The organism is Bullifex porci (assembly GCF_009695635.1).
In the GTDB taxonomy this organism is placed as follows: Bacteria; Spirochaetota; Spirochaetia; order Sphaerochaetales; family Sphaerochaetaceae; genus Bullifex; species Bullifex porci.
Map to the genome: position 1 here is coordinate 32,577 of NZ_VUNN01000001.1, position 12,304 is coordinate 44,880.

The window sequence follows — 12,304 nt, forward strand, 5'->3', positions numbered from 1 at the left end:
AATTGAAGTGATTTATGTAAATGCATAACTGTATATAGCTTCACCATACTGCTTTAGAGCTAAAAGTATTAGCTTTTCTTTTCCAGTTACACTTTTACTATTAAGCTTTTCTTCAATATTTCTCATATATGTAAAGTAATCGATTCCAGTTGAAAGTGGCTGTAGTAAACGTGATGAGCAGAAATTCTTCCATAGTGCTTTTTGCTCATCAGTTAAAAACTGAGGCCAATTCCTTCCAACCTGTCTAAAGAGTAGCTCATGATACTTAGGCTGGTCAAAGATTAAATTCTTAAAGAGCTTATCTGATGGCTTAGTATTTTGAATTATTGCAAGATTTAATGTATCACGCTTAGAGGTAAATGTATCATCATAGAGAAGTAAATCTGGGTCACTATCCTTTTTGATAAACTCCTGGTTAGAGAGTGCAAATTTCTTGGCTATAGAGCTATCCTTTCTAATAATAGCTAGGTTTCTTTCTGCAGTCTCAATAGAAATACCAAGTCTTTGAGCTCTATTATCCTTTTTTAATACATTAAATGGTGCAATAAATGGAGCCTTATTTATTGCAAAACGAACAATACCATCGAGAGTAGAGATTTCGTTCTCATTAGCCTCTTGGAGAGCTGTTGCATCCTTTGTGAGATCAAAGGCATAGACAGTATTATCCTTAATAAATAATGGTGCTATAGGGCGAGTTGATCCAAGTGGAGTTGTAAAATTAACACTAGTTAAAATTAAAGGTGTGTGGTCAGCTATATCAATAAGTTTCTTTTCTTCATTTTTATAGTGGTTTTTAAAGTAATAATCGAATAATCCAGGCTGCTTTTTCTTAATTAGCTTAGCAACATTTATTGTTGCATAAACATCAACCATAGCATCGTGCGCTCCAACCTGCTCGATATTATTATCCTCAGTTAAGTGGACTAATTTAAAGGATGTATTTCCCTTTTCTGTTTTGTGGTTAAAATTAATTCCCTCAGGAGCTAAGTCATGACATGCTCTTACAAGGTTTATAATATCCCACCTAGAGCAGCCGTTAATATACTCTCTTCTATATGGGTCGAAGAGATTTTTATATAGATCATTTCTTATAAACTCGTCATCAAAGTTGATGCTATTAAACCCTGCAACTGTAGTATTAGGAACCATGAATTCCTTTAGGATTTTATTTAAAAACTCAACCTCATCGCTACCTTTTTCCATAGCTATTTGTGGTGTTATTCCTGTTAATAGGCATGCATCTATAGATGGTAAATAATCTGGAGTTGGCTTTTGATAGATTATCATCTCCTCTGAGATAATATTTAAATCAAGGTCGGTTCTAATTCCCGCCATTTGAGCTATTCTATCAACCTGAGGATTAGTACCAAAGGTCTCTAAGTCATACCAAAATATTGAGCTTTTATTCATACTTTATATCTTAACAAATGAATTGACCATTGAGAATGGTAAGTGTGTTTAATTTATTTTCGTCTAATTTGTGGAAAAAATGTATATTTTACCGGTTTTGTATTTTCAAAAAGCATATTTACTGTGTTACAATATTGATTCAGAGGTGTTTATGCAGGACTCAAAGAAAGAAATAATCTCATGGTCTTTGTATGACTGGGCAAATAGTGCCTTTGCAACAACTGTAATGGCAGCTTTTTTCCCTATTTTCTTTTCAGCATATTGGTCTATGGGCCAAGATGCATCTGTTTCAACGTTTTTCTTAGGTATAGCGAATTCCATTGCATCATTAGTTGTTGCAGCCTTAGCTCCATTTTTAGGTGCTATAGCAGATAGTGGTAGCTATAGAAAGAAGTTCTTAATCTTCCTTGCGTTTTTAGGTGCAGCAATGACCTCCTGTTTATTTCTGCTTCGCGCAGGAGACTGGGTATTAGCAATAGTATTTTATGTTATCTCTTGTATAGGCTTTTCAGGTGGTAATACCTTCTATGATTCACTGCTTCCATGTGTTGCATCAGAAAAGAAGGTAGACTTTGTCTCTGCCTTAGGCTTTAGCTTGGGATATATCGGCGGTGGATTATTATTCCTAATAAACGTACTAATGTATCTAAAGCCTGCTTTATTTGGCTTAGCTGATAGTGTTCAAGCAGTTAAGGTTTCCTTTCTAACAGTTGGTATTTGGTGGCTAGTTTTTACAATTCCTCTACTTTTATTTGTTAAGGAAGATAATGGTGGAAAGAAAGTTAAGATTAGTGAAAGCTGCAAAAATGGAGCAAGAGATATATTACAAACCCTTAAGTGCTTAAAGTATTTAAAGACAACAACTCTATTTTTAATTTCCTATTGGTGCTACATCGATGGTGTTGATACAATCGTTAGAATGGCTACCGACTATGGCTCAGCACTTGGCTTTTCATCCTCTTCATTAATTGTAGCTCTATTAATTACTCAATTTGTAGCATTCCCTGCTGCCTTACTCTACAACTTATTTGGTAAAAAGATTGGAACTAGGAATGCAATTCTAGTTGCTATTATTGCATATTGTATTATTACAACCTTAGGTGTATTCATGACTAAGGAAATACACTTCTACCTACTTGCAATCTTAATTGGTCTTTTCCAGGGTGGTATTCAAGCATTAAGTAGATCATATTACACAAGATTAATTCCAAAGAATAATAGTGCTCAATTCTTCGGATTCTTCAATATGCTTGGAAAGTTTGCTGCTATAGTTGGACCATTCTTAATAGGTATTGTTACTTTAATTACCAAATCAAATAGAGTAGGTCTTCTTTCTCTTATTATTCTTTTTGCTGCTGGTGGGACACTACTATTAAAGGTAGATGAGAGCAAAGCGTCTAAGGAAGTAGAAAGATTTGAAGAAAAAATCGCGAGGGCATAATGGTTCGACGTCTGATTTGCTGCGTGGTCTTGATAACTGTTGTTCTAGTTAGCCTATGCGCAATTGAGATAGAGGACGTAACCTATGGCTTTAATGCACTATATAATGGTACCTTTTCTGCTGTAGCAGCAAATACAACGGTACCTCGTATAGAGCTTCAAGGGGTAAGTCTTGAGGAGGTTAGTAGTGACAGCCTTAAGTATAAATTATCCTTTAATAGATCTGATCTTTCACAGTTTTCATCGTCCTTAAGAGGTGGGGCTGCTGATAGCTGGTACTCAAAGCTAATTCAAAGTGCAAGAAGTACCTTCTCTCCGCTCTTAGGAGTAGCAGCTCAACAAATTGATAGCGCTGGTTATGTTGAGGGCGATGCAATTTTGGATGGGACTCTTTATTTAGTATTTGGAACAAAGAGTGCTCTTTCAAGCTGGATAGATCTTTTAGTTCTTTCTGATTGGTCTTCAATTAACTTTACCTTAGAGGTTTCTATGGTAGTTAGCGGTAATGGAATTAGTGAAGCCTTAGCCTTTGAGGGCCTATTGGAGGGAAAGGGCGTTTCAGGGGAGCGTAGTGTAGAACTAAGTGTTAAACATATGCTATGTAATGAAACTGAAATTACAATGAAACCAATAATACTTGGATTAAAATAAAGGAGAAACAAATATTATGAATGATGTTAATGAATTCTTGATGCGTCATAATCTTGCACCAGAATGTGTAGATATGGATAAGCTCACCGAGAACTTTTTAGCAGAAATGGACAAGGGATTAACAAGAAACCCAGGCTCTTTAGAGATGATTGCAACCTACGTAAGTGAGGATTGTGAGATTAAGCCAGGTCAGAGTGTAATCGTTCTTGATGCGGGTGGTACTAACTTTAGAACATGTCTTGTAACCTTCGATGAAAACCTTCAGCCTGTTATTTCTGATTTCAGAAAGGTTGGTATGCCTGGTGTTAAGCAGGAGGTTAGTGCAAAGGAGTTCTTTGGAATACTTGCAGATAATGTTGAACGCTTAATTGATAAAAGTGATAGAATTGGATTCTGCTTTAGCTATGCAGCAAATATCACACCTGATCATGATGGAATTCCTATAATTTTCTCAAAGGAAATTAAGGCTCCTGAGGTAGTTGGTATGCCTGTAGCAGCTTCTCTTTTAAAGGAATTAAAGGAGAGAGGCTACAACGTTGAAAATAAGAAATTTAGTGTTGTAAATGATACTGTAGCAACATTACTTGCAACTAAGGCTGGCTGTAGTGACCCTGCTTCTGGTTATGTAGGCTTCATCCTTGGAACAGGTACTAATACAGCTTATACAGAGCTTAATAGTAAGATTTTAAAAATTGATGGCTGTAAGTGTGGTAAGCAGATTATCAACGTTGAATCTGGAAACTATGATTTAGCTCTTGGTGATTTTGATAGAGAGTATTTTAATACAACAAAGAATGCAGAGAGATACCATTTTGAGAAGATGATTAGTGGAGCTTATCTTGGTGGCTTTGCAACCTTCGTTATTAATAAAGCTATTGAAGAGGGTATCTTCTCAGATGAATTTGCTAAGCGCTTTAAGAGTATTGAGGGTGGCTTAACTACTACAACAATGTCATTCTACCTTGAGAAGTGTCATAATATGGATTATGACCTTGTTAAGTGTGTTGATGGTAATGAGGATGATGCTCTTAAGCTTTGGCTCATTATTCGTTCTATTATTGAGCGTGCTGCAAAGCTTACAGCTGTTAACCTCTCTAGTGCTGTATTAAAGACAGATGCTGGTAAGAACCCTAGATACCCAGTTATCATTAATGCTGATGGAACTACCTTCTATAAGACAGAGTTCTTAAAGAAGTATACAGAGATTTATCTCCATGAGTTCTTAGAGAAGAAGCATGGTAGATTTATCAAGATGGTTAGAATCGATGATAGCCCAGTTCTTGGTGCTGCTATCGCAGGACTTTCTGTTTGATAGAATAACTCTTTAAAGATAAAGGCTTGAGTTTGTCTCTCAAGCCTTTAAAATTTATCTTATTTAATTAAATTTAAAACTATTTTTTCAGCTGATATCATTCTTAGTGTTGATGAATTGATTATTTCAAATGTTGTGACGTCTGAGCCATAGATTGATGATGGTATAACCAAATTATTATCTTCTAATTTAGCTTGATTGATTTCACATTCAGCAAAAGCTTTTAAAGTGCCTAAGGAATGGCCTTCAGGATTGTAGTTAGTATAATATTTAAATGTAATATCTGTTTCAGTGATTATAATTTGTGCTGCAGTATTAGACCCTGCACCAAAAAATGTATGGCCCTTTAATTGATCAATAGATGTAACTGGGTTTTGCTCTAAAAGTTTAGTTGGAGTATCAGCCGGAATAGCTAGAGTGGCAACTTTTCCTTCTCCTACTGTTTTATATCCTGTTTCTTCTTTTGAGAGTGTAAGGTTTAAATTCTCTCCTGATGTAATCTTTAAATTTCCATTTTCACTTACCACACTGATATTAGAAAATGTCCCTGATTTTGCAGCTGTCTCTGTAGTATAAGTCCAACTTGCAGTCTTTTCATCACTTTCAAATGTCATAGTTAAAGTTCCAGGACCAGAAAAATCAATATTTCTTGTAGAGTATAAGCTAATAGTAATTGTTTTTCCTGTTAATTCGTGTTTTGGAGTTTCTTTAACTTCTGGTGCTTTATTATCGTTATTACAAGAAAAAATAATAAAGAGTGATAAAATACATAGGAATATTGATAATGCTTTTTTCATAACTTTCTCCTTTTGAATGAAATAATTATAACATGTATTTTTTAGATATATAAAGAATTATTTTTTTTCTATCAAATTTATCTAAGTATGCATAAGTATTTATGATGTTTTTTTTTCATTTAAACTGTCATTTAAACTGCCAAAATTTAGATATGGCATGATAAATAAAACCTCATCCTATGTGCTAGAATGAGGTTTTTTACTATTAAATTAAATGTTTTAAAATATTAACATCTTTCAATTAATGATCTTTGATAACTCAATATCTCATCATGAAGCTTTTCGTTTTTACCCTTAATATCAACTAGTACTCTTAATACTGGTTCTGTACCACTTGGTCTCATCCACATGTAGCCAAGAGATGAGCCCTTGAAATCAACAAATTGAACCTTAAGACCACCCTTACCTGTAGCACTTCTAAATTCAGGTCCAATGCCCTCTCTCTCAATAGTGCCCTCTGTTTGTAATACTCTATAGAATGAGCAGGCTGGTATTTTACCCTTTATTTCGTTGTCAAAGGTTTGCTTTAATAGCTCTTCATATTTAGTTTTTATACCTTGCCAATCCTTGCTTTTTACTTCCATTTTAGCAAGCTTTGAGAATGCACCTGTAGTTGTATACACTGGAAGAGCATCTATAAGAGCATCCATTGAGAGCTCTGTAATCGGCTTTCCAAGCTTTTCGAGAATATAGTCAAATAGGCTCTTATCAGAGAAAAGCTTTAGGAAGGTAAATGCTGTATTAAGTGGATCTCTTACACATGCTGGCTTTGTAATATTTCCACCATTACTACCTTCTCCTAATACTTTAACAGTGTATCCCTTATCAGCTAATTCCTGTCCAAGGTTAACAACATTTGCTTCGCCAACCTCAGCTCTAAAGACTTTAGCATTAAATGCTTTAGCTATTTGGTCGATACGCTCACTAGTTGGTCCATTAACTGCAATAGCGATATTATCTACACCCTTCTTAGCAAGGGACGCTACCTCAATAGTAACTACTAATGCAAATACCTCTTGAGCCTCTAGAATTCTTCCATTACCTTCCTTTGTGATATAAACAAAGTTTCCTCTATCACCATCATTATCTGGTGTGTAGCCTAAGATAAAGGAAGGATCTTCTTTGTGCTTCTCCTCGAGGAATTTCATTACAGGAATTAAATTCTCACCTTCAGGTACTATTGCATGCTTAACATCTCCAACAGTTGCATTAATTGCATCAAATTTAATACCCATTTCATTAAACAGTGTTCTATCGATAGAGGCAGCTCTAGCTGAGCCATTAAAATCGGCTACAATACCGATGTCGGCTTTAAAGTCATTTGAAAGCTCTGCTGTTTTTAATACAAAGGAGCGATAGTATTCAAGTGCTGAATATTTTTCCTTTTCAAGATTAACTAAGCACTCATTTCTTCTCTCCTGAGGACAATCATTAATTAGCTTTTTAGCTTCATCAATTACATCAGGTGAGTTAATCATCCTCTTTAGGATAGCTATGATTTCTTCTGCCTCTACCTTTGAGAATACTCCTCCATTTCTTCCAAACTTAAAGCCATTGTGACCAATAGGGTTATGGGATGCAGAAATATAATAGAAGTAATCATAATTATGTGATTGAGCCATAATTTCAGGAGCAGCTGTAATATAGAGATATCTTACATCCTGTCCAAGAGAAATTAGTGCTTTAATAGTTAATAAGGATAGAGCATAGCCTGTAGGTCTTGCATCTTGACCTACGATAACTCTTTTATTCTTTTCCTTTATAAACTCGTTAAAGGCTCTAGCGATAGTAACAACTATGACCTTATCTTCATCACAAATTGTCCTAATGCTATCCTCCTCATTACCAGAGGAAGCAAATACAGCTCTTAAGCCTGATGCCGATAAAATATAGTGATCAAGTCTTTCTTTTACTTGATCACATGTAGTATGTATTTGGGAAATTGATTTATGTTGCATAGCATCATTATATCAGATTGCATATTCAAAGTGAAACTAATATTATTTTTACATGAAAAGAAGCGCTTTAGTTTTACAAGATCTCTCTTGCTTTACAAAGGCAAGTATTAATATCTCTCTTCCAATACTTGAAAGTAATAATATTGATACAGCAATATTACCTCTATCATTACTTGCAACTCAAAGTGATGGTTTTGATGATTTCTTTATTAAGGATTTAGGCAATGAATGTGAGAAGGTCTTAAATAGGTTTTTAGAGCTTGGCTTTAGCTTTGATGGAATATTAAGTAGCTATATAGCTAATTATGAGCAATATTGCTTAGTTAAGAAGGTCTTTGAAAGCTTTGATTCTCTAATTGTTGTTGACCCAGTTCTTGGTGATGATTTAAAGCTCTATCAAGGCTTTGATAAAGAAAATATTAAAATAATTAAGTCTTTAATACCTTATGGTGATTTAATAACACCAAATATAACTGAAGCATGCTTACTTACAGATTATGAGCTTAAAGAAAGCTATACTAAAGAGGATATTGAGAAAATAGTTACTATCCTAAGCTCTCTCACAAAAGCAAAGATAGTAATTACATCTGTTAATATAGAGAAAGATAAACTAGCAAATGTAATTTATGATGAAGAGATAAAATATATTTCATTTGATAAAGTAGATGCATCATATCCTGGCTCTGGAGATTTATTTTCATCACTACTTTTATCATTTCTTTTAAATAATGAGTCCTTATATAGTAGTGTAAGAAGAGCTGGTTCTATTACAAGAGAATGCATTAAATACACATATGAAAGCAAAAGAGAGAGAAGGTTAGGTCTTGATATTATAAAAGCATTAAGGAGTAATTAAATGAAGGTTTTAGTTGTCTCATCAGATAGTGCAGAGAATGCACTATTTACTGAAGATATATTTGTTAGAGTAGTTTCTGGTGTTGGAAAGGAAAATGCTTTAGCTCATACAATTTTAAATTGCACAGAGGATGTTGATTTAATTTTAAATGTAGGAACCTGTGGTGCAAAAAAAGGTTGTGCAGATATTTTTGATGTAGTAGGTGTAAAAAGAGTTATAAATAGAGATGCAGATTTAACTCAATTCCATCTTCCGCAATATACAACTTTAGATTCAAAAAGAGGAACTATGGGACCTATTGATATATCAGATGAAGGGTTAACTATTGCGTCTTCGGATTCTTTTGCTTCAACAGGAATAGAGGAATCTGAGCTATATGATATGGAAGCATATGGAGTTGCACTTGCTGCTAGGTGCTTAAAAAAGGATTTAATAATTATTAAGGGTGTTAGTGATATTATCGGAGAAAGCTTAAAAATTAAGGACTATAGAAAGCTATTAAAGGAGTTAGCAGTAAAAATCCATGAAAGGGCGCTAAGTGAGGTCCTCAGGAGAAGTAAGAGCTAAGCGCTGAGAAAGCTTTACTTGGTCAAATAGTGTTCTCTTTGAAATCATAGCTGCAAAATCATTTAGCTCGTTTTGATGCTTTTCAATTAGCTTTTGACCACCTTCCTTAAGGCGTTCTATAGTTTCTAGTCTTGTATCATCGAGCTTTATCTTCTCATCAGAGATTTCATCGAATATGCGTACATAGCTACAATCTGGAAGGCCATTTAATATGTCATCAATTAAAACCATCTGCGCATTTGGATATATTTTCATTATTGGTTCAGCCCATGAGGAAAGTCCACCAAACATTCCTGTTGGGTCGAATTTATAGATATTTCTCGCAGTAGAAATAGATAGAATGTGAAAGCGCTTTGCATTTGGATATAGCTTCTTAGCCTCTAAATATGCAAATACAGCAGGGTTATTAGCAATAACTCCTCCATCAAGGAGAGACATTCTTTCATTATTAATGTTAAATAGCGTTTTTGGTGAAAAGTAGAGTGGGGCAGCACTAGTTGCTCTCGCTGCATCTCTTAAATAGGTATCACTCAGCTCTGAGTAGCTTGATAGCAAGCACTCTCTACCTGAGATTGAATCATATGAAACAACCATAGTAGGAACTAATGCATCCTTTAGCTTTTCATCATGAAAAAGAGTTCTAAAGAAAAATTCTAAGTTATTAGAGTCATATTTATCAGAAAAGACATTACCAAGTAAGCGAGTACGTTGGCTAAATATCTCTTTACCATGATCTACATATATTGATTCAATCCTTTCTGGATTAGAAGCTGGCATTATTAAGCCCTTAAATATCTTTTCTGTTTTAAAGAAATTTTTCTTTTGTGTTATGTAGTACTCATATGGCTCAATAGCTTCATTTTCAATAGTTGTATTTGGGTTTGTTAAGCCAAGAGCAATTATTCCACCTGTGCTTGTACCGGCAACTAAATCAAAATGAGCATAGAATGGGATATTATCATCAACTATTTTTGAAAGATGAGATAATATAACTGCAGGTATAATCCCTCTCATCCCTCCTCCATCTATGGAGAGTATGAAGCGCTCTTCTTCTTGTATTTCTTTTTTAAAGATGCTATTGAATATACCCATAGAATTCAAGATGCAACATTGTTTGCTGTGGGTCAAGTAGAGAATGTATAAAAAATGTAAGCTTTGTCCTAATCTATGTCAGGTAGATAGGAGATATAAATTAGGCCTTTGTGGTCAAAGTGATAAGGTTAGAATAGCATGGTCAGGTCTCCATAGAGGTGAGGAGCCTCCTTTGACAGGAGAAAAGGGCTCAGGGATGATATTCTTTACAGGATGCCCACTACATTGTGAGTATTGTCAAAACCATCAAATTTCAGGTGCTCATGGAAGTAATATGGGCTTTAATATTACAGATGAAGAGCTAGCAGAGCTTATGCTTTCATTAGAAAAGCAGGGTGCAACAACCTTAAATCTTGTAACTGGAACTCACTTTATACCTTCTATAATTAATGCTTTAAATATAGCTAAAGAAAAAGGATTTTCACTTCCTGTTGTTTGGAACTCCTCTGGATATGAAAATGTAGAGGCTTTAAAGCTAATTGATCCATATATAGATGTATATCTAATGGATATGAAAACGTTAGATAAGAATGTTGCTGAGAAGTTTTGTGGAAGACGTAAATATATTGATTCTATTATCCCAGTAATGGATTTTATTACAAAGACACATCCATACACAGATTTAGATAAGATATATGGAAATATCGTAAGACACTTAGTATTCCCTCAAGCATTAAAGGAGAGTATTGAGGTTTTAAGATATTACTCAAAGTATTATAAAAATAGCTGCTTTTTATCTCTTATGGTTCAATTTGTGCCACCACTAGAAAACCCTGGCTTTAAGAAAATAAGTGAGGAGGAATATGATTTTCTTCTAGATACTCTTGATGAATTAGGTATAGAGGATGGCTTTGTACAAGAAATAGGGGATGAGATACTTTGGATTCCAGATTTTAATAAGGATATACCTTTTCCAGTCTCCTTTGCTGATCCCAACCCATATTTTTTGTCATTAAAGAGAAAAGCTCTTAACCAATAGTTGTACCAGTATATTCTAAGCCCTTTAGAATATTCATAGTATTTTCAATGTTTCTTCCGTCTGCACAAACTACCTTTAGCCCTGCTTCTCTTGCTAAGCCTGAAGCAATTGGGTCAAATGGAGTATTTTTACCAGGGATCCACTCTGTTCCAACCATTTTGATGAAATCATCCCAAGAAATATCATCGATTGGCTTTGCATTAGGATCCTTTTTAGGGTCATCTGTATAAACCTTAGCAATATTTGAAAGGTTAATAATTAGCTTTCCTCCAAATTTCTTTGCAAGATATACTGCATCTGTATCTGTAGAAAATCCTGGCTTCCAGCCTGCTGCAACAAGTACTCTACCTGTAAATTGAATATCCTGTGTTGGGTCTGTTACTAAATCATCAAGACAAACATCAGAAAAGATTGCTTTGACTAAGCTACCATTTAGATGTGTTGCTTTAATACCAAGCATATCCTGTGTATATGAGTCTGAATTTGGCAAAACCTCTCTTAAAGCACCCTGATAAGCTCTAGCTGGTGCACCACCTCCACAAACAAGTATTAGCTTTCTTTCTTTATCTTCATTAAGGTAATTAATAACTGCATCTCTAAAGGCCTTTAAAAATGCTGTATCTGGCTGGTGAGGAGCAATAATTGATCCTCCGAGTGAAAGTACTGATAACATCGTTTATCTCCTTGAAAAGTATAGTAGCACATAAGAAGTGTAAAAAAAAACAATTTTATTTGTATTATTTATAGATGCATTTATAACAGGAGGTACACTATGAATCATCTAAATTGTATCCTCGTTGAAGGAAATGTGTGCTTTGAACCAAAAGCAGTCTGCACTAGCGCAAAAACTAGTTCAGAACTCGTTGTGATGAGACTAGCTTCTAATAGGTACTATAACAACCTAGCTGGTCAGAAAATGCAGGATACGCTTTACATCGATGTTGAAGCGTGGGGCAAGGTCGGTAAAAAGGCTCTTGAGTATATCCAAAAGGGTATGAGTATTAGAGTCGTAGGACGTCTTAGAATGAATGAGTATAAGACTAATGATGACAAAAAGTGCGAAAAGACAGTAATTGTTGCAGAGCACATCGAATTTAACCGTCTTAAAAAGAGTAAGGTTAAAGGCGAAGAGGATGTTCTTGAGGAAGTTACTATCGACGCAGACAAAGAGGACAGTGTTTGCGAGCAGCCTTGTCTTTATGAGTTTTAAAAACTAGGCCTTTAGGCTGGTTTAAGCCAGCC

Annotated in this window: 12 protein-coding genes; 7 read left to right on the forward strand and 5 right to left on the reverse strand. The window is 34.8% G+C overall.

Translation table 11 applies throughout. The annotated features are described in order from the left end of the window. Positions 1-12: 12 nt before the first annotated feature. Entirely contained in the window at positions 13-1,410 is a 1,398-nt protein-coding gene (gene sbcB, locus FYJ80_RS00155; RefSeq protein WP_154424101.1) for an exodeoxyribonuclease I, read from the reverse strand. A gap of 151 nt (positions 1,411-1,561) precedes the next feature. Here sbcB and FYJ80_RS00160 point away from each other — a divergent pair, with 151 nt between their 5' ends. Genes FYJ80_RS00160 through FYJ80_RS00170 form a run of 3 tightly spaced genes read left to right on the forward strand, consistent with a single transcriptional unit; the run spans position 1,562 to position 4,813 of the window. Next, positions 1,562-2,851 carry an MFS transporter gene (locus FYJ80_RS00160; RefSeq protein WP_154424102.1) on the forward strand — a complete coding sequence of 430 codons (1,290 nt, stop codon included), beginning with the start codon at positions 1,562-1,564 and terminating at the stop codon, positions 2,849-2,851. A 23-nt stretch (positions 2,852-2,874) separates the two neighbouring features. Beyond that, positions 2,875-3,501, forward strand: a complete 627-nt coding sequence (locus tag FYJ80_RS00165) for a hypothetical protein (RefSeq protein ID WP_154424103.1) — start codon at positions 2,875-2,877, stop codon at positions 3,499-3,501. Positions 3,502-3,517: 16 nt separating this feature from the next. Next, the gene (locus FYJ80_RS00170) at positions 3,518-4,813 is read left to right on the forward strand and encodes a hexokinase family protein (protein ID WP_154424104.1); all 1,296 of its coding nucleotides are present in this window, start codon (positions 3,518-3,520) and stop codon (positions 4,811-4,813) included. 59 nt (positions 4,814-4,872) lie between these two features. Here FYJ80_RS00170 and FYJ80_RS00175 read toward each other — a convergent pair whose 3' ends face one another. Further along, positions 4,873-5,610: a hypothetical protein gene (locus FYJ80_RS00175; protein WP_154424105.1), complete on the reverse strand. Its 738-nt coding sequence runs from the start codon at positions 5,608-5,610 to the stop codon at positions 4,873-4,875. Between the two features lie 227 nt (positions 5,611-5,837). Then, positions 5,838-7,568 (reverse strand): phosphoglucomutase, encoded by a 1,731-nt coding sequence (locus tag FYJ80_RS00180; RefSeq protein WP_154424106.1) that lies wholly within the window; start codon positions 7,566-7,568, stop codon positions 5,838-5,840. A gap of 52 nt (positions 7,569-7,620) precedes the next feature. On the opposite strand from FYJ80_RS00180, the gene FYJ80_RS00185 reads away from it, so the two are divergent. Both FYJ80_RS00185 and FYJ80_RS00190 read left to right on the forward strand, forming a co-directional pair. After that, positions 7,621-8,424: a bifunctional hydroxymethylpyrimidine kinase/phosphomethylpyrimidine kinase gene (locus tag FYJ80_RS00185; protein WP_154424107.1), complete on the forward strand. Its 804-nt coding sequence runs from the start codon at positions 7,621-7,623 to the stop codon at positions 8,422-8,424. Further along, positions 8,425-8,991, forward strand: a complete 567-nt coding sequence (locus FYJ80_RS00190) for a 5'-methylthioadenosine/S-adenosylhomocysteine nucleosidase family protein (protein WP_154424108.1) — start codon at positions 8,425-8,427, stop codon at positions 8,989-8,991. On the opposite strand, the gene FYJ80_RS00195 is transcribed toward FYJ80_RS00190, so the two are convergent. Next, on the reverse strand, positions 8,959-10,083 hold the full coding sequence (locus tag FYJ80_RS00195) for a patatin-like phospholipase family protein (RefSeq protein ID WP_154424109.1): 1,125 nt from the start codon (positions 10,081-10,083) through the stop codon (positions 8,959-8,961). The genes FYJ80_RS00190 and FYJ80_RS00195 overlap by 33 nt on opposite strands. 43 nt (positions 10,084-10,126) lie before the next feature. Between FYJ80_RS00195 and FYJ80_RS00200 the strand changes: the two genes are divergently transcribed. Continuing rightward, on the forward strand, positions 10,127-11,062 hold the full coding sequence (locus FYJ80_RS00200; RefSeq protein ID WP_154424110.1) for a radical SAM protein: 936 nt from the start codon (positions 10,127-10,129) through the stop codon (positions 11,060-11,062). On the opposite strand, the gene pyrH is transcribed toward FYJ80_RS00200, so the two are convergent. Beyond that, the gene (pyrH, locus tag FYJ80_RS00205; RefSeq protein ID WP_154424111.1) at positions 11,052-11,735 is read right to left on the reverse strand and encodes a UMP kinase; all 684 of its coding nucleotides are present in this window, start codon (positions 11,733-11,735) and stop codon (positions 11,052-11,054) included. The genes FYJ80_RS00200 and pyrH overlap by 11 nt on opposite strands. Before the next feature lie 99 nt (positions 11,736-11,834). On the opposite strand from pyrH, the gene FYJ80_RS00210 reads away from it, so the two are divergent. Then, positions 11,835-12,272, forward strand: a complete 438-nt coding sequence (locus FYJ80_RS00210) for a single-stranded DNA-binding protein (RefSeq protein WP_154424112.1) — start codon at positions 11,835-11,837, stop codon at positions 12,270-12,272. The last annotated feature ends 32 nt before the right edge of the window (positions 12,273-12,304 follow it).

Bases quoted from the DNA above. Each gene is read 5' to 3' on its own strand.
- pyrH (WP_154424111.1), bottom strand. From the start codon at position 11,735: ATGTTATCAGTACTTTCACTCGGAGGATCAATTATTGCTCCTCACCAG.
- FYJ80_RS00190 (WP_154424108.1), top strand. From the start codon at position 8,425: ATGAAGGTTTTAGTTGTCTCATCAGATAGTGCAGAGAATGCACTATTT.
- FYJ80_RS00185 (WP_154424107.1), top strand. From the start codon at position 7,621: ATGAAAAGAAGCGCTTTAGTTTTACAAGATCTCTCTTGCTTTACAAAG.
- FYJ80_RS00180 (WP_154424106.1), bottom strand. From the start codon at position 7,568: ATGCAACATAAATCAATTTCCCAAATACATACTACATGTGATCAAGTA.
- FYJ80_RS00175 (WP_154424105.1), bottom strand. From the start codon at position 5,610: ATGAAAAAAGCATTATCAATATTCCTATGTATTTTATCACTCTTTATT.
- FYJ80_RS00200 (WP_154424110.1), top strand. From the start codon at position 10,127: ATGTATAAAAAATGTAAGCTTTGTCCTAATCTATGTCAGGTAGATAGG.
- sbcB (WP_154424101.1), bottom strand. From the start codon at position 1,410: ATGAATAAAAGCTCAATATTTTGGTATGACTTAGAGACCTTTGGTACT.
- FYJ80_RS00195 (WP_154424109.1), bottom strand. From the start codon at position 10,083: ATGGGTATATTCAATAGCATCTTTAAAAAAGAAATACAAGAAGAAGAG.
- FYJ80_RS00210 (WP_154424112.1), top strand. From the start codon at position 11,835: ATGAATCATCTAAATTGTATCCTCGTTGAAGGAAATGTGTGCTTTGAA.
- FYJ80_RS00170 (WP_154424104.1), top strand. From the start codon at position 3,518: ATGAATGATGTTAATGAATTCTTGATGCGTCATAATCTTGCACCAGAA.
- FYJ80_RS00160 (WP_154424102.1), top strand. From the start codon at position 1,562: ATGCAGGACTCAAAGAAAGAAATAATCTCATGGTCTTTGTATGACTGG.